Source organism: Nocardioides sp. HB32, assembly GCF_054058995.1.
The window spans coordinates 925954-942575 of record NZ_JBSSBS010000001.1; the positions used below are offsets into that span (position 1 = coordinate 925954).

Annotated in this window: 16 protein-coding genes; 8 read left to right on the top strand and 8 right to left on the bottom strand. The window is 73.2% G+C overall.

What is annotated here, in order from left to right; genetic code table 11:
• The first annotated feature begins 13 nt into the window (after window positions 1-13).
• Window positions 14-2122 (top strand): RNA polymerase recycling motor ATPase HelR, encoded by a 2109-nt coding sequence (gene helR, locus ACVW2K_RS04730; RefSeq protein WP_457201720.1) that lies wholly within the window; start codon window positions 14-16, stop codon window positions 2120-2122.
• A gap of 3 nt (window positions 2123-2125) precedes the next feature.
• Here the strand turns inward: helR and ACVW2K_RS04735 are convergent, their stop codons facing one another.
• Complete coding sequence (locus tag ACVW2K_RS04735; RefSeq protein WP_457201721.1) at window positions 2126-2761, bottom strand: fasciclin domain-containing protein; 636 nt, start codon at window positions 2759-2761, stop codon at window positions 2126-2128.
• Between the two features lie 73 nt (window positions 2762-2834).
• Window positions 2835-4004: a PucR family transcriptional regulator gene (locus ACVW2K_RS04740; protein ID WP_457201722.1), complete on the bottom strand. Its 1170-nt coding sequence runs from the start codon at window positions 4002-4004 to the stop codon at window positions 2835-2837.
• A gap of 94 nt (window positions 4005-4098) precedes the next feature.
• Here ACVW2K_RS04740 and ACVW2K_RS04745 point away from each other — a divergent pair, with 94 nt between their 5' ends.
• The 3 genes from ACVW2K_RS04745 (at window position 4099) to ACVW2K_RS04755 (ending at window position 6994) form a co-directional block, all read left to right on the top strand.
• Window positions 4099-5214 (top strand): ferredoxin reductase, encoded by a 1116-nt coding sequence (locus ACVW2K_RS04745; protein WP_457201723.1) that lies wholly within the window; start codon window positions 4099-4101, stop codon window positions 5212-5214.
• Window positions 5215-5233: 19 nt separating this feature from the next.
• Window positions 5234-6469, top strand: coding sequence for a fatty acid desaturase family protein (locus ACVW2K_RS04750; protein ID WP_457201724.1), 1236 nt, complete (start codon window positions 5234-5236; stop codon window positions 6467-6469).
• 129 nt (window positions 6470-6598) lie between these two features.
• Window positions 6599-6994, top strand: coding sequence for a hypothetical protein (locus ACVW2K_RS04755; protein ID WP_028638006.1), 396 nt, complete (start codon window positions 6599-6601; stop codon window positions 6992-6994).
• Window positions 6995-7024: 30 nt separating this feature from the next.
• Here ACVW2K_RS04755 and pgm read toward each other — a convergent pair whose 3' ends face one another.
• Window positions 7025-8656: a phosphoglucomutase (alpha-D-glucose-1,6-bisphosphate-dependent) gene (pgm, locus tag ACVW2K_RS04760; protein WP_457201725.1), complete on the bottom strand. Its 1632-nt coding sequence runs from the start codon at window positions 8654-8656 to the stop codon at window positions 7025-7027.
• 101 nt (window positions 8657-8757) lie between these two features.
• On the opposite strand from pgm, the gene ACVW2K_RS04765 reads away from it, so the two are divergent.
• The gene (locus ACVW2K_RS04765; protein ID WP_457201726.1) at window positions 8758-9414 is read left to right on the top strand and encodes a VC0807 family protein; all 657 of its coding nucleotides are present in this window, start codon (window positions 8758-8760) and stop codon (window positions 9412-9414) included.
• A 3-nt stretch (window positions 9415-9417) separates the two neighbouring features.
• Here the strand turns inward: ACVW2K_RS04765 and ACVW2K_RS04770 are convergent, their stop codons facing one another.
• A complete protein-coding gene (locus ACVW2K_RS04770) occupies window positions 9418-10239 on the bottom strand; it encodes an oxidoreductase (RefSeq protein ID WP_457201727.1) in 822 nt (273 codons plus the stop codon).
• 67 nt (window positions 10240-10306) lie between these two features.
• On the opposite strand from ACVW2K_RS04770, the gene ACVW2K_RS04775 reads away from it, so the two are divergent.
• On the top strand, window positions 10307-11698 hold the full coding sequence (locus tag ACVW2K_RS04775; RefSeq protein WP_457201728.1) for a hypothetical protein: 1392 nt from the start codon (window positions 10307-10309) through the stop codon (window positions 11696-11698).
• 9 nt (window positions 11699-11707) lie between these two features.
• Here the strand turns inward: ACVW2K_RS04775 and ACVW2K_RS04780 are convergent, their stop codons facing one another.
• The 3 genes from ACVW2K_RS04780 to ACVW2K_RS04790 are packed head-to-tail and all read right to left on the bottom strand — an operon-like array spanning window position 11708 to window position 14530.
• Window positions 11708-12649 carry an oxidoreductase gene (locus ACVW2K_RS04780; protein WP_457201729.1) on the bottom strand — a complete coding sequence of 314 codons (942 nt, stop codon included), beginning with the start codon at window positions 12647-12649 and terminating at the stop codon, window positions 11708-11710.
• A complete protein-coding gene (locus ACVW2K_RS04785) occupies window positions 12646-13461 on the bottom strand; it encodes a maleylpyruvate isomerase family mycothiol-dependent enzyme (RefSeq protein ID WP_028638011.1) in 816 nt (271 codons plus the stop codon). Before ACVW2K_RS04785 ends, ACVW2K_RS04780 begins: the two co-directional genes overlap by 4 nt.
• Window positions 13462-13471: 10 nt before the next feature.
• A complete protein-coding gene (locus ACVW2K_RS04790; RefSeq protein WP_457201730.1) occupies window positions 13472-14530 on the bottom strand; it encodes a GAF domain-containing SpoIIE family protein phosphatase in 1059 nt (352 codons plus the stop codon).
• A 293-nt stretch (window positions 14531-14823) separates the two neighbouring features.
• Between ACVW2K_RS04790 and ACVW2K_RS04795 the strand changes: the two genes are divergently transcribed.
• Entirely contained in the window at window positions 14824-15009 is a 186-nt protein-coding gene (locus ACVW2K_RS04795; RefSeq protein WP_457201731.1) for a hypothetical protein, read from the top strand.
• A 21-nt stretch (window positions 15010-15030) separates the two neighbouring features.
• Here the strand turns inward: ACVW2K_RS04795 and ACVW2K_RS04800 are convergent, their stop codons facing one another.
• Window positions 15031-15636: a LysE/ArgO family amino acid transporter gene (locus ACVW2K_RS04800; RefSeq protein WP_457201732.1), complete on the bottom strand. Its 606-nt coding sequence runs from the start codon at window positions 15634-15636 to the stop codon at window positions 15031-15033.
• Window positions 15637-15705: 69 nt separating this feature from the next.
• Between ACVW2K_RS04800 and ACVW2K_RS04805 the strand changes: the two genes are divergently transcribed.
• Window positions 15706-16611 carry a LysR family transcriptional regulator ArgP gene (locus ACVW2K_RS04805; protein ID WP_457201733.1) on the top strand — a complete coding sequence of 302 codons (906 nt, stop codon included), beginning with the start codon at window positions 15706-15708 and terminating at the stop codon, window positions 16609-16611.
• The last annotated feature ends 11 nt before the right edge of the window (window positions 16612-16622 follow it).

Here is a 16622-nt window from a genome sequence, read left to right on the forward strand (position 1 = left end):
ACCATGGGCCGTCGTGACCGCCTTCGCACTCGATGCCCACCCCGCCAAGGCCGCCCCGGCGCTCGTCACCACCGACGAGCTGCACTTCGCCGCGATGGCGGCGAGCCTCGAGCACTCGATCGCCGACCTGACCGAGCGCCTCGACGCCGAACGCCGGGCGCCCGGCGGGAAGTGGCAGCAGGCGCTGGAGCGCGACCAGGAGGTGCACCGGCTGACGACGCGGCTGCGGACGCTGCGCCGGTTCAGCCTGGACCTCTGCCTGGGCCGGATGGTGTGGGCGGACGGCCCGGAGCCCGTGTACGTCGGGCGCCTCGGGCTCACCGACCGCACCGGCCGCCGGCTGCTGGTCGACTGGCGCTCGCCCGCGGCCGAGCCGTTCTTCGCCGCGACCCCGGCCGACCCGATGGGCCTGGCGAGCCGCCGCCGGTACCGCTGGACCGGCGGCCGGGTCACCGACTACTGGGACGAGGTGCTCACCCCCGGCGCACTCGACAGCGACGTCGCGCTCGACGACGACTCGGCGTTCATCGCCAGCCTCGGGAGCAGCCGGGAGCCGCGGATGCGCGACGTGCTCGGCACCATCCAGGCCGACCAGGACGCGATCATCCGCGCGAGCTCGCGCGGCGCCCTGGTCGTGGACGGGGGCCCGGGCACCGGCAAGACCGTGGTCGCCCTGCACCGGTCGGCGTACCTCCTCTACGCCGACCCGCGGCTCGGCGCCGGTCGCGGCGGCGTGCTGTTCGTCGGCCCGCACCGGCCCTACCTCCGCTACGTCGCCGACGTGCTGCCGAGCCTCGGCGAGGAGGGTGTGCAGACCTGCACGTTGCGCGACCTGCTGCCCGAGGGCGAGGCCGCCGTGGCCGAGACCGACCCGGACGTGGCGCGGCTGAAGGCGTCCGCGGCCGTGGTCGCGGCGGTCGAGCCTGCGGTCCGGTTCTACGAGGAGCCGCCCACGCAGGGCATGTTGGTCGAGACGCCGTACGCCGACATCTGGCTCGGTGCCGACGACTGGGCCGAGGCGTTCGCGGCCGCCGACCCCGGGACGCCGCACAACGAGGCGCGCGACGAGGTCTGGGACGCGCTCGTCGCGATCCTGGTGGACAAGTGCGAGGCCGACGTCCCGCCCCAGCAGCTGAGAAGGGCGCTGGCGCAGGACGAGGCGCTCGTCGACGCGTTCGGCGGGGCGTGGCCGCGCATCGACGCGGCCGACCTCGTGGGCGACCTGTGGTCGGTCCCGGCGTACCTGCGCCGGTGCGCGCCCTGGCTCGACGCCGACGACGTACGGCGGCTGCAGCGCAGCGACCCGCAGGCGTGGACGGTGGCCGACCTGCCGATCCTGGACGCGGCCCGGCAGCGTCTCGGTGACCCGGAGGCGTCGCGGCGGCGGCGTCGACAGGAGGCCGCCGTCGCCGCCCGGCGCGAGGAGATGGACGCCGTCGTCGACCACCTGATCGAGACCGACGACTCCGAGATGATGGTGATGCGGATGCTGCGCGGGCAGGACCTGAGCGCCGTCCTGGCCGACGAGGGCACCCAGGCCCTCGACCCGGACCTGCTGGCCGGACCGTTCGCGCACGTCGTCGTGGACGAGGCGCAGGAGCTGACCGACGCGGAGTGGCAGATGCTGCTCCTGCGCTGCCCGTCGCGGAGCTTCACGGTCGTGGGCGATCGCGCCCAGGCCCGGCGCGGGTTCCCGGAGTCGTGGCGCGAGCGGCTCGAGCGGATCGGGTTCGACGAGATCCGGGAGTCGTCGCTCACCATCAACTACCGCACGCCCGAGGAGGTGATGTCCGAGGCCGAGCCGGTCATCAGGGCCGCCCTGCCGGACGCGAACGTGCCGACCTCCATCCGCACCAGCGGCCTGCCGGTCGTGCACGGGTCGTACGACGAGCTCGCCCGGGTCCTCGCGCAGCACACCGAGGGGACGGCCTGCGTCATCGGCGACCCGACACTCGCCGACACCGAGCGGGTCCGTTCGCTGACCCCGGAGCTCGCGAAGGGGCTCGAGTTCGACCTCGTGGTGCTCGTGGACCCCGAGTCGTGGAGCGCGGTCGACCGCTACGTCGCGATGACCCGCGCCACCCGGCAGCTGGTGCTGCTCGGTGACGCGGGTCGCCGGTGACGCTCAGAGGTCGATCGGCAGCAGCACCCGGTCGATCGCGTGGGCGATCTGCGGGTTGCCCTTGTTGATGTCGGTCGCGATCACGCGCGGGTTCGGCCGGTCCGGGTCGGCGTCGCCGAGGGTGACCTGCTTGCTGCCGACGTGGACGGTGATCGTGCCGCCCTGGGCCGTCGCGAGCTTGCTGCCGTCGGCCTTGACGACCTTCGCCGCGGTCAGCGTCCGTCCCGGCACCACGTGGTAGAGCAGCACCTGCTCGACGGTGTCGATCCCGGCCGCCTTCGCGATCGCGTTGAAGGTCGCCTTCTCGGTCTTCGGCCACGACTTCGTCAGCGTGTGGGCCAGCTTCCGGAACGCGCGGTCGGTGGGCGCGAAGGCCGTGAGCTTCGTCCTCCCCTTCGCCAGGACGCCGACCGGGCTGTCGGGCTTGGCCTCCAGGACTGCGCCGACGGCGGCGTCGAGGATGTCGAAGTCGCTCCAGTTCCGGTCGAAACGGTGGCCGTCGGCCGCGAGGACCTGGGCGATGCTCGTCGGCTTGGCGGCCGCGGCCTGGGCCGGAGCCGGGCCCGCGAACGTGGCGGCGGCGAGCGCCGCGGCCGCGAGGCCGGCGGCGGAGGTGAGGACGGTGCGGTGGATGGACATGGGGTTCCCTCCCGAGGGTGTGTCATGGACACCTGTGGTTCGGAACCCGGCCCAGACCGGATTGGTCCAATCCTCAACCGAGCGCGACCGTGAGCGCCAGCACGGTCTCGGGGTCGTCGAGCCGTTCGCCGTACAGCTCGCGCAGCTGCCCCATCCGGTAGCGCACGGTCTGGGGGTGCACGAACAGCGCGGCCGCCACGTCGTCGCGCCGGCCCTGGTGCAGCAGCCACGAACGGAGGGTGTCGGTGAGCTTCTCGGCGGTGCCGGGGCGCAGGTCGGCGAGCGGTGCGAGCAGCTGGTCGCGCAGGTCGGCGCGCGCGGGCGCGTCCGCGTCGAGGACCAGCTCGACCAGGTGCGCCTCGGTGTCCAGCTCGAAGCCGGCGGCGCGCCCGCGGAGGGCGCGGTCGTAGGACGCCCGCGCCTCCAGCCACGGCCGGGCCGGACCGGCCAGCGAGCCGCGGTCGGCCAGCGCCCGCAGCAGGCCGGGGCGCCGGCGCCCGTGGGCGTCGGGGACGAGCAGCAGCACGCCGTCCTCGAGCTCGGGCAGGTCGGCGGCCTGGAGGGTCGCCGGCGCGACCGACGAGAGCACCGGTCGCACCTGCGACTCGGGCACGATCACGGCGGTGAGCGTCTCGGGCGGCTCCCAGCCGGCCCGGGCCGCGGCCGCCACGACCTGGTCGACCGGCGACTCCCGCAGCAGGTGGTGGGCGACCCGCTCGAGCATCCGCTGCCGGACCCGGCCGCTCGTCTCGAGCTCGTCGGTGTGGCCCGCCACGGCCGCGGCGGAGAGCTCGTCGATGTAGGCGAACACCAGCTCCGCGAACCCGACCAGGGCCTCGCCGTCCACACCGTTGTCGACGGCCGTCATCGACATCTCCCGCCAGGAGACGCGGGCGCCGATCCGGAACGCCGCGAGCAGCGCCTCGGTGGTCCGGCCGCTGCGGGCCTCGCCGCGGCCGAGCTGGTAGGAGCCCTCGACCGCGGGCGCGGTGGGGGTGCCGGCGTCGGCGCCGCGACGGCCGCTGGCCAGCGACAGGAAGCCCGCCAGCGCCAGCTGCACCGCGTTCCGGATGGTCTCGCCCATCTGCCCGCTGAACGCGTCGGTGTAGCTGGGCACCTCGTCGATGATCGCCGCGACCACGTGCTCGGCGACGCCCGGCAGCTCGGCGCGCATCTGCTCGACCGCCGGAGCCGGGAGCCGGAGCCCGTGGTCGGCGGTCCGCCGCGGCGTACGTCGTTCCATATGACCCTCGAATTGTTCGACCCGAACAAATGTGACGTGGATCTTCACGTCCAGTGGTCATGATGTTACGCCCTGCGTGTAGCACACTGGACCCATGAGCATCGCTGTCCCGTCCGGTCGCGCCCGGTCGAGCCGCGGGTTCAACCTGCGCCAGGGCTTGCGCCGGGTTGTCGAGGCGGCCGTCACCCCGCTGGAGATCGACGACGTCCTCGACGTGTTCCACCCGCTGCGCCGCGGCGCGGAGCTGCGCGGGCGGATCGTGGAGGTGCGGCCCGAGACCACCGAGGCCGCGACCATCGTCATCAAGCCGGGCCGCGACTGGGCGGGCCACCAGCCCGGGCAGTACGTCCGGATGGGCGTCGACGTCGACGGGGTCCGCCTCTGGCGCACGTACTCCCTCACCCACGGGCCGCGCCCGGACGGATGCATCAGCATCACCGTCAAGGCGATCCCCGACGGCGTCGTGTCCCACTACCTCGTCCATCGCTCGCGTCCCGGGCAGATGATCCAGCTCGCCCAGGCGCAGGGTGAGTTCGTCCTCCCGCAGCCGGTGCCCGCGAAGCTGCTGCTGGTCACCGCCGGCTCCGGCATCACCCCCGTGATCGGGATGCTGCGCAACCTGTTCAGCCGGTCCGAGCCGTGCCGCGGCGACATCGTGCTGCTGCACTCGGCGATGACCCGGGACGCCGTGATCTTCGGGCCCGAGCTGCGCGGGTACGCCGCGCGCGGGCTGATCCGCCTGGTGGAGCTGCACACCGACCGGCATGGCCTGCTCGACGTCGCTGACCTCGACGAGCTGGTGCCCGACCTGGCCGAGCGGACCGCATACGCCTGCGGGCCCGCCGGCCTCCTCGACGCGCTCGAGGAGCACTACGCGTCGCGTGAGCTGCTGCTCAACACGGAGCGGTTCCGGCCGGTCACGGTCGAGCCCGGCGAGGGCGGGACGGTGTCCTTCGCCGACGGTCGCACCGTCGACGCCGACGGCGCCACCCCGATCCTGGACGCCGCGGAGGGCGCCGGCGTCCTGATGCCGAGCGGCTGCCGGATGGGCATCTGCATGGGCTGCGTGCTGCCGATGAAGGAGGGCGCCGTCCGCGACCTCCGCAACGGCGCGATCACCGTCGCGGTGCCGGGGGAGACCGGCCCGGGCGGCGTACCGATCCAGACCTGCATCAACGCGGCCGCGGGGCCGTGCCACCTCGACCACTGAGAGATCGCGAGGAGACACCATGACCGCCATCACCAAGAAGCCCGAGAACCCGACCGCCCACCTCACCCCCGAGGACATCGAGCAGCTCGGCATCGAGCTCGACGCGATCCGCCAGGACGTGCTCGACGACCGGGGCGCCCGCGACGCGGCGTACATCCGCAGGATCGTCGACGTGCAGCGCCGCCTCGAGCTGGCCTCGCGCGCAGTGCTCCTCGGCTCCGCGCTGCCGCCGCTGTGGGTGCTCGGCACCGTCGGCCTCTCCGTCGCCAAGATCCTCGAGAACATGGAGATCGGGCACAACGTGATGCACGGCCAGTGGGACTGGATGCGTGACCCGAAGATCCACTCGACGACCTGGGAGTGGGACAACGCCTCGACCGCCGAGGGCTGGAAGCACTCCCACAACGAGATCCACCACACGTACACGAACATCGTCGGCAAGGACAACGACCTCGGCTACGGCATCATGCGCGTCGACGAGGACCAGCGCTGGCACCCGATGTACCTCGCCCAGCCGCTCTGGAACTTCATCAACGCGTGCTTCTTCGAGTACGGCATCGCGGCGTACGACCTCGAGCTGGGCAAGAACCTGTCCGTCCCGAAGGAGAAGCGCAGCGAGACCTTCAAGGCCAACGCGAAGAAGACGCTGAAGAAGATCCGCAAGCAGGCCACCAAGGACTACGTCGTCAACCCCGCGCTGGCGATCCCGTTCGGTGGGTTCCTGCCGACGGTGGCGGCCAACTTCACCGCGAACCTGGTCCGCAACGTCTGGTCGCACTCGGTGATCATGTGCGGCCACTTCCCCGAAGGCGTCGAGACGTTCGAGCGGAGCGCGATCCCGGACAACGAGACGCGCGGCGAGTGGTACCTGCGGCAGATGCTCGGCTCCGCCAACATCTCCGGCTCCAAGGCCATGCACCTGATGACCGGCAACCTCTCGCACCAGATCGAGCACCACCTGTTCCCGGACCTGCCGAGCAACCGGTACGCCGAGGTGGCCCCGCGGGTGCAGGCGCTGTTCGAGAAGTACGACCTGAACTACCACGCGGCGCCGCTGCCGCAGCAGGTCTACTCGGCCTGGCACAAGGTCGTCCGGCTCTCCTTGCCGAACGGCTGGCTGGCCACCACCAACGCGAAGAACCTGCCCTCGCAGGCCAAGCTCCTCTGGGCGATGACCACCAAGGGCCCGAAGGTGCGCCGCGCCGCCGCGGCCCGGCTGCAGCAGCAGGCGCGGAAGCAGGCGGCGGCTGCCTGAGGTCGAGGGCGGGTTTCTCCGGCTGACCGGAGAAACCCGCGGACACGCCGGGAGGCACGCGGCGTGTCGTCGGGTTTCCCCCGGCAACCCCCGGCCCGGGCAGTGACGAGCACGCGGCATGCTTGCCCCATGCGATTCACCGAGCACGAGCTGACGGTCGCCCTGACCGGGGTGGCCAAGAACGTGCTGGCCGTGCAGGACAAGGACGTGCGCAAGGGCCGGCGCACCGAGGACGAGCTGTGGGAGTCGCTCGGCCGCTACCAGCGGTTCGTGGTGCTCGACGGCCTCGGTGACCAGCTGCTGCCGGCCCTCGTCGCGCTCCCGGACGTCGAGGTGGCCACCGGGGAGAAGCCGGCGTACACCGACGAGCAGATCACCGCGGCCGTCGAGGAGCGGATGGGCGAGGAGCGCGGCGTACGGCGCAAGGCGCTGGTCACCGCCCGGGTGGCGTTGGTGAAGCTCGCGCTCGAGTGCCTGCCGCCCCGGCAGGACCCGGACACGCTGACCGTGCCCGACCACCTGTGACCTGGGCGACCTGAGCGACCTGAGCGGACGTCAGCTCCCGAGGGCGGCGCCGACGACCGCCTTCGCCTCGTCCTGCACCTGGGCCAGGTGCTCGGGGCCGCGGAACGACTCCGCGTAGATCTTGTACACGTCCTCGGTGCCGGACGGCCGGGCCGCGAACCACGCGGACTCCGTCGTGACCTTCAGGCCGCCGATCTTCGCGCCGTTGCCGGGCGCCTCGGTCAGCTTCGCCGTGATCTCCTCGCCGGCCAGCGACGTCGCCGCCACGTCCGACGGCGAGAGCGCGGCGAGGGCGGCCTTCTGCTCCCGCGTGGCCGGCGCGTCGATGCGGGCGTACGCCGGCTCACCGTGCCGGGCGACCAGATCGGCGTAGTGCGCCGAGGGCGAGGAGCCGGTCACCGCGAGGATCTCGGAGGCCAGCAGCGCCAGGATGATGCCGTCCTTGTCGGTGGTCCACGCCGAGCCGTCGCGGCGCAGGAACGACGCGCCGGCGGACTCCTCGCCGCCGAACCCGAACGACCCGTCGATCAGCCCGGGCACGAACCACTTGAACCCGACCGGCACCTCGACCAGCTCGCGGCCGATATCGGCGGCCACCAGGTCGATCATCGAGGAGGAGACGAGCGTCTTGCCGATCCGCGCGGTCGACGGCCACTCCGGCCGCGCCCCGCCGAACAGGTAGCCGATCGCCACCGCGAGGTAGTGGTTCGGGTTCATCAGCCCGGCGTCCGGCGTGACGATGCCGTGCCGGTCGGCGTCCGCGTCGTTCCCGGTCGCGAGGTCGTACGACGAGCGCTGCGCGATCAGCGACGCCATCGCGTCGGGCGAGGAGCAGTCCATCCGGATCTTGCCGTCCCAGTCCAGCGTCATGAAGCGCCAGGTCGCGTCCACGAGCGGGTTCACCACGGTCAGGTCCAGGCGGTGCCGCTCCGCGATCTCGCCCCAGTACGCCACCGACGCGCCGCCGAGCGGGTCCGCCCCGATCCGCACACCGGCCGCGCGGATCGCGTCGAGGTCCACCACGTGCGGCAGGTCGTCGACGTAGATCCCCAGGAAGTCGTACGGCGCAGCCGCGGCCCGGGCCCGCGCGAACGGCACCCTCTTCACGTCCGCCAGCCCGTCTCGGATGATCTCGTTCGCCCGCGCCGCGATCACCGACGTCGCGTCGCTGTCGGCCGGCCCGCCGTGCGGCGGGTTGTACTTGAACCCGCCGTCGTACGGCGGGTTGTGCGACGGCGTGACCACGATCCCGTCGGCGGTGCCGCCGCCGCGGTTGGCGCGGATGATCGCGTGCGACACCGCGGGCGTCGGCGTGTACCCGTCGCGGTCGTCGACCAGCACGGTCACGTCGTTGGCCGCCAGCACCTCCAGCGCGCTCGCCCACGCCGGCTCGGACAGCCCGTGGGTGTCCCGGCCGAGGAACAGCGGGCCGTCGTACCCCTGCGACGTCCGGTAGTCCACGATCGCCTGCGTGGTCGCGAGGATGTGCGTCTCGTTGAACGCCGTCCGCAGCGAGGACCCGCGGTGCCCGCTGGTGCCGAACGCGACCTGCTGGTCGACGTCGTCGGGGTCCGGGACCCCGGTGTAGTACGCCGTCACGAGGTGCGCGACGTCGACGAGGTCCGAGGGCTCGGCGGGCTTACCAGCGCGCGGGTCGCTCATGGCGCCATCATGCACTGTCGCCGCGAGTGCCGCGCTCGGCCGGGCTGGCGTACTGTGGGGCGCGCGGGGCGCTCTCGCGATCTTCGTGACGACGGGACCCCATGCCTTCCACCGGGACCACCACCCACCCGACCCTCCCCGCCGTGATCAGGCGGGTCGCCCTCAGCCTCCTCGTCGCCTGCGCGGTCCCGGCGGCGCTCTTCTACGCGTGCGTGCGCCTCGAGGGCGTGTGGACCGCGATCTTCGCCGCGCTCGCCTGGTCGTACGGCGCGATCGCGTGGCGTGCCCTCACCCGCAGACGGGCCTCGGGCCTGCTGGTTCTCACCGCGCTCGTGATGACCGGCCGGACGCTCGTCGCGCTGCTGACCGACAGCACCTACCTGTACTTCCTCCAGCCCATCATCAGCGACGGGCTGATCGCGTCGGCCTTCATCGCGACGCTGGCCTCGGCGCGGCCGATGGTCGCGCGCCTGGCCGGCGACTTCTACCCGATGGACGACGAGCTGCACCTGAGGCCGCGGATCCGGCGGCTGTTCTGGTACCTCACCCTCATGTGGGCGCTGCTGTGCCTGGCGAAGGCGGTCGCGACCCTGTGGCTGCTCGAGTCCCAGTCGCTGCAGACCTTCGTGCTCGTCAAGGGCGTCTCGATGCTGCTGCTCAACGCCCTGGCGGTGGTCGCGACGATCGGCGCGGCGACCCTGGTCGCCCGGCGGGAGGGCCTCCTGCCCGTTCCCGTGCCCGTACCCGTACCTGCCTGACCGTCAGCCGATCGCGTCCAGCACCTCGAGGTCCTCCTCGTCCAGCTTCAGCCGGGACGCCGCGAGGTTCTCCTCCAGGTGCGCCACCGACGAGGTGCCGGGGATCAGCAGGATGTTCCGCGACCGCTGGAGCAGCCAGGCCAGCGCGACCTGCATGTGCGTCGCCCCGTGTCGCTCGGCCACGTCCGAGACGGCCGACAGCTGCAGCGGGCTGAAGCCGCCGAGCGGGAAGAACGGGACGTACCAGATGCCCTGGGAGTCCAGCTCGTCGATGAAGTCGTCGTCCTCGCGGTGCGCGACGTTGTAGGCGTTCTGCACCATCGCGACCGGCGCGATGTCCTGCGCGATCTTCACCTGCTCCGGCGTGCAGTTGCTCAGCCCCAGCTCGCACACCAGCCCCTGCGACTGCAGGTCGGCGAGCACCGTCCACTGCTCCTCGAACCCGCCCTCGACGCCGTCCATGAAGCGGAGGTTCACGCCGCCGAGCCGCTCGACGCCGAGCCGGCCGAGGTTGTCGTGCACGGCCTCCTTGATCTCGTCGGGCGCGAACGCCGGCAGCCACGCGCCGTCGTCGGTACGGCGCGCGCCGACCTTGGTGACCAGCACCAGCTCGGGCGGATAGGGATGCAGGGACTCCCGGATCAGGTCGTTGACGACGTACGGCCCGTAGTAGTCGCTGGTGTCGATGTGGTCGACGCCGAGCTCGATCGCGCGCTGCAGCACCCGCCGGGCCTCGTCCGGGTCGGCCGGCGGCCCCATGATCCCGGGACCCGAGAGCCGCATGGCGCCGTACCCGATCCGCTTCACGTCCGAGAGTCGCTTCATGTCGTCCTACTCTGCGTCGTCGCGCCTCGCGAACCAAGGGCCGTCCACGACCTAGCCTGTCGGGGAGATGAGGTTCGCGCGTGCGGCCGCCCTGCTGGGCGTGGCCCTGCTGTGGTGGGCGTTCGGCCCGGTCGTCCTGCTGCTGGCCGCCGGCTCGCTGTACTTCCGCCGGGTCCGGGAGTGGCTCCGGCCCACCCGCCGCGTCGTCGTCCGGTGGGCCGTCGCCGTGGCGGCGGTCGCCGTGCTCGCGTACGCCGTGCCCGACGGCTGGGTGCGCATCCCGCCGGGCGCGGGCGCGCTCGTCGCCCCGTCGTACGTCGGCAGGCCCGCGATCGTGACCACCGGTCGGGTCACCGCGCCGCTGGGGGAGTCGCCGCGGGTGACGACGAAGTCGTACGGCACCTCCGACTGCCGCGAGATCGGGTTCGACACCCACGGCCGGCTGGTCACCACGTGCGGCGGGACGCTGCGCCTGCTGGACCCGGAGAGCCTGCGCCAGCTGGCGTCGAAGGACCTGGGCACGGACTGCCCACCGGCGTTCGGCGTGGTCGGCGCCCGCGCCCTGGTCGCGGCCGGCGGGCAGCTGCTCGCCGTCGCGACCGCGGACGCGGAGGGCGCCCCCGACCTGACGACCGCGGCCACCGTCGACCTGCCCGACGTCGGCTGCCTCACCGGCATCGGCGCCGACGCGCACGGCCGGACCTGGTTCTCGGCCGCCGACGGGGCCGTCGGGCTCGTCGACGGCGACCGGGTTCGCACGCTGGACCTCGACGACCACGTCGACCGGCCGCTCGCGATCGCGGACGACGCCGTGTACGTCGCCGGGGCGGACGCGCTGCACAAGGTGATCGCCGCACGCGGCAAGCCGGTCCTGGCCTGGTCGTCGGCGTACGACGGGGGCGAGCGGGGCAGCGCTCCGGTGGTGCTGCCGTCCGGGCTGGTCGCGGTCGCCGACGACCGCGACCCGCGGCTCCAGGTCGTGCTCCACCGCGGCGACACCGGCGACGTGGTCTGCCGGGTCGAGCTGTTCGAGGACGACGAGAGCGCCACCGACGGCGGGATGGTCGCCGCCGGTGACGGCGTGCTCGTCCTCAACTCGCACGGGTACGCCGGACCGCTGTCGACCGCCCTCGGCCGCACGACGACCGGCGGCATCGCGCGCGTCGACGACCACTGCGCCGTCAGCTGGGAGTCGGACCTGGACGCACCGAGCGGCGCTCCGGCGATCTCGACCGAGGCCGGGCTGGCCTACGTCTACACGAAGCGGCACAGCTGGCTCGGCGTCGACGCGTGGTACCTCACCGCGGTCGACCTCGACAGCGGTCGCGCGGTCTGGGCGCGGCGGACGGGGCTCGGCGTGCTGCGCGACAACCACGGCGGCGCCGTCGCGCTGGGCCCGGACGGCTCGGCGTACGTCCCGGTGCTGGGCGGGTTCGTGCGGGTGCACGACCGGGACTGACGGGACCGGTCAGGGGTAGCGGATCCCGGTCACCTCTTCGCTGAGCTGCCACAGCCGGCCCTGCGCGGCCTCGTCGTACGACAGCCTGGTGCTGGTCGTGACCTTGGGCCGGCCGCCCCATTCCAGGAAGCCGTCCGGCCCGACGTACGTCGCGCCGGGCAGGTCGGCGGTGGCGGCCATCAGCGTCGGCCAGGCTCCCTGGTCCGCGGAGTTAGGCGAGACGGCCTTGATCGCCGCGTCCAGGATCGAGGCGCGGCCGCCACTGGCGCGGCCGTACTGGCCGTTCGCCGCGAGGTGCGTCGAGGCGAAGCCGGGGTGCGCGGCGAGGGCCTTCACCGGCAGCTCGGCACGGCGCAACCGGCGGTTCAGCTCGTAGGTGAAGAGCAGGTTGGCGAGCTTCGTCCGGGCGTACGCCGGCCAGCGCTGGTAGCGCCCCCGCTGCACCCGCGGGTCCTCCAGCGGTGCCGTCCGCGCGACCCGGTGCATCTGCGACGACACCGTCACGACACGGCCGTCCTCGCTCGCGGCCAGCTGCGGGAGCAGCAGGCCGGTCAGCAGGAACGGGCCGAAGTGGTTGGTCGCGAGCTGGAGCTCCAGGCCGTCGGCGGTGCGGTGGTACGGCGTGCCCATCACCCCCGCGTTGTTCACCAGCACGTGGATCGGGCCGAGGCCCGCGACCTCGACGGCCGCGCGGCGCACCGAGGCGAGGTCCGCGAGGTCGACGGTGAGCTCCTCCAGCCCGGCGTCCGGCACCTCGGCGAGGATCGCGGCCCGCGTCTCGGCCGTCCGCTCCGGTCGGCGTCCGGCCAGCACCACGCGGGCGCCGTGCCGGGCGAGCTCGAGCGCGGTGAAGAATCCTAGCCCGCCGACGGTCGGTCCCGTCACCAGGGCGGTCCGGCCGGCCAGGCCGGGGAGGTCGGCCGGCGTCCAGGGGTCGGTCGCGGTCTTCACGGTGTGGTCGCGAGTGCGTCGAGGATGCTCTTCCCCAGGGTCTCGTCGCCGTCGACCAGCAGGGTGCCGGGCTCGGGCTCGCACCGGCCACCGGCGAGCCGGATGAACGCCTCGCGGTCCATCCGCAGGCACACGTCGGGCGCGTCCGGCGCGTCGGGCAGCCGCTCACCCCGGCCGGCGTCGGTCACGGCGAACGCGAACGACGCGCTGCCCTCCATCTCCAGGACGGCCGTGGTGCCCGCGGGCGCGCCGACCCGCTTGGCGAGCACGTAGCCGAGGCTCTCCGCGAGGTACTCGGCCGTGTGCCGGGCGGCGGGCGAGTCCAGGCCGCCGGGGCGGTCGGTCGCCCGGCGTACGTCCTGCTCGTGCATCCACACGTCGAGCGGCCGGTTGCGCAGCAGGGTGCGCCAGCTCCACGGGACGCCGCCGAAGATCCGCTCCGGCCGGGCGTCCCCGTCGGTGGGCGGGTCCGCGACGAGCGCGGTGTGCCGGGCGGTGGCGGCGGCGCGGATCTCGTTGATGATCGCGTCCGGGTCGGCGTCGCGGCGGTTCACGACGCCGATCTCGGTGTAGAGCCCCATCGGCCCGGTGACGTGCTCCGGGTCGCCGATCTCGGCGGTCTCCTCGGGGTTGCCGGCGAGGATGCCCTCGAGATGGGCGATGTGGGAGGCGACCGCCTTGACGTCCCAGCCCGGGAGGTCGGTCGGCGCGGACCAGTCCTCCGGGCCCAGCTCCTCGAGGAGGTCGGTGAAGTCGTTGATGGCCTGCCACCAGACGTCGACGTACCCGCTGAGCAGCTGCTGGTCGGTCATGCGTCCGACCCTAGATCAGGAACTTCACCGCCAGCACGGCGACGTCGTCCTCGAGCCGGCCGGGCACCAGGTCAACAAGCACGGCCTCGAGGAACTCCTCGACCGGCTTGCCGTGGTGCCGCGCGGCGGCCTCGCGGAGCCGTTCGAGACCGTCGGAGAGGTCCTCGCCGCGGCGCTCGACCAGGCCGTCGGTGTAGAGCAGCAGCACCGACTCCGGGTCGATCGTGGCGCGGTTGTCCGCGCGGTCGGCGGACGGCTGGACGCCGACCATCAGGTCGGGTGTGCCCTGCTCGAGCAGCCGGGGCACGCCGTCCGGGCCCACGACCAGCGGCGGCGGGTGCCCGGCGTTGGTCCAGCGCAGCGAGCGGCCGCCGTGCCCGTCCTGCTCGATGCGCGCGTAGACGAGGCTGGCCATCCCGTCCACGGCGAGGTCGTGCATCGCCTGGTCGAGCCGGGCGACGTTGCGTGACGGCGCATCGTCCACCGTCCACGCGATCGCGCGCAGCATGTTGCGCAGCTGGCCCATGATCGCGGCGGCCGCGATGTCGTGGCCGACGACGTCGCCGACCATCAGGGCGGTGGCCCCCGACGGCATCACCACGGCGTCGTACCAGTCGCCGCCGACCTGGTCGCGCGAGGCCGCAGGGTGGTAGCGGGCGGCGAGCTCGAGGGAGTCGGGCTGCGGCAGCCGCGGGAGCAGGGAGTTCTGGAGGGTGACGAGGGCGTCGAGCCGCTCCTGCACCAGCTGCGCGCGCTGGAGGGCCTGGGCGGCGTACGACGTGAGCGCGTCGATCGTGACCCGGTCCTCCTCCGAGAGCTCCCGGGTGGACTGCCACAGCAGCACCAGGCTGCCCAGGACCTCGTCGCGGCTGACCAGCGGCACGAACGAGCGCGCGTCGCCGACCTGCTCGGTGGTGTCGAGGTGCGGGTAGAGCTCGTTCTGGATCCGCTTGTCGGCGAAGTGCAGCGGCTGCCGGCGCAGGATCGCGGAGCCGAGCGGGTTGGTCTCGTCCAGCGGGAGGTCGCGGTTGTTGTGCGCGGAGGTCCAGCCGCCGCCGGGGTAGTCCACGTAGCGCAGCCGCTTGCCGGCCCTCGTCGACGTCGAACAGCCAGATCCCGGCGCGCAGGCACCCGAGGTGCTCGAGCGAGGTGCGCTCCACCGCACGTGCGACGTCGGTGAGGGTGCGAGTGGCGGACAGTGCCTCGCTGAGGGCGAGGAGCACCCGGCTGCGGTGCGCCAGATCCTGCTGGGAGAGCTCGGTGGAGCAGGCGCTCGCGAGGTCCTCCAGCAGCTGGAGGTCGCCGGCCGACCACGTGCGGGGCTCGCCGGGGACCGCACACAGGGTACCGACGATCGCGCCGGTGTGGTCGGTGATCGGCCAGCCGGCGTACTCCTCGCCGACGACCGGCCCCTGGGCCTCGACCACTGGTCGAGCGCAGGCGTCGGTGGACGTCAGTGACACCCGCGCGTCCGCGACGCCGAGCGACTGGCGCACCATCCGGGCGTACCGGTCGAGCGGCGGGTCGGACTGCACCTCCGCACGCTAGCGGCCCGGCCGGATTCGCGGCTCACCCCAAAGCAAGGGAAATGGCGATCAGGAGCATGGTCGCCCCGATCAGCAGGTCCAGGACCTGCCACGCCCGCGGCCGGGCCAGGACGCCGCCGGTCGCGCGCGCGCCGTACCCCAGCGCGGCGAACCAGATCGTGCTCGCCACGCAGGCGCCGACCGCGAACCACCAGCGGCCGACGTCGCCGTGGTGGTTGGCGATCGAGCCGAGCAGGAGCACGGTGTCCAGGTAGACGTGCGGGTTCAGCCAGGTCAGGGCGAGGGCGCGGACGGCGACCCGCCGGCTGCTGCTGGCGGGGCCCCCGTTCGACGCGCGCAGGGCCTCCGGCGTGCGTGCCCGCAGCAGCGAGCTGACGCCGTACCACGTGAGGAAGGCGACGCCGAGCCAGCGCACCACGTCCAGCGCCCACGGGGCCTGCTCGATGATCGTGCCGATCCCGGCCACGCCCGCGGCGATGAGCACCACGTCCGAGAGCGTGCAGATCGCGACGACCAGGCCGACGTGCTCGCGCGCGAGTCCCTGGCGCAGCACGAAGGCGTTCTGCGCGCCGATCGCGACGATGAGCGACAGGCCGGTGACGAGGCCGGCGGCCAGGGAGTCGAGCACGCGGCCACGCTAGGGCGCCGGTCACGTGAAGGCCAACGAAAGATTCTGTAGAAGGTTTAGCATCGCTTCATGGACCTCGTGCCGTCCCAGCTCGCCGCGCTGGTCGCGATCGCCGACCACGGCACGTTCGAGGCGGCCGCGCGGCACCTGCACGTGACGCCGTCCGCGGTGAGCCAGCGGATCCGCGCCCTGGAGTCCTCGATCGGCCGGGTGGTCGTGCAGCGGACCACGCCGTGCCGGCCGACCCCCGACGGCGAGGTGCTGCTCCGGCTGGCCCGTCAGGTGCAGCTGCTGCACGACGAGGTCAACGACGCGCTCGCGCACAGCGCGACCAACGTGGACCTCCCGGTCGCCGTGAACGCCGACTCGCTGGCGACCTGGTTCCGCGGCGTCGTCGGCGAGGTCGCGGGGTGGGTCGACGTCGCGCTCCGGCTGCACGTCGAGGACCAGGCGTTCTCGGCCGGGCTGCTGCGCAGCGGCGACGTCCTCGCCGCGGTCACCTCCGAGCCGGGCGCCGTGCAGGGCTGCTCGGTCGAGCGGCTCGGCACCCTGCGTTACGTGCCCGCGGCCGCGCCCGCGCTGGCCGAGCGCTGGCGGCGGGGCCGCGGGCCCGACTGGGCCGCGATGCCGATGGTGGTGTTCAACGAGAAGGACGCGCTCCAGCACGACGTGCTCGCGGGGCGGGGCGTCTCCGAGCCACCGGTCGTGCACCGGGTCCCGACATCCGCGGACTTCCTCGAGGCGGTCTGCCTCGGCCTGGGCTGGGGAATGGTCCCCGAGCCGCAGCTGGGTCCGGCGGTCGCCGCCGGCCGGGTGGTCCCGCTGGCCGGCCGGCTGCACGTCGACGTACCCCTGCACTGGCAGCGTTGGCGCCTCGACTCACCCGTGCTCGACCGGCTCACCGACGCCGTACGCCGATCCGCGCGGTCCAGCCTGCGCGCCCCCGAAACGCCGAGTCGGCGCAGTCTCAGCTGAGACTGCGCCGA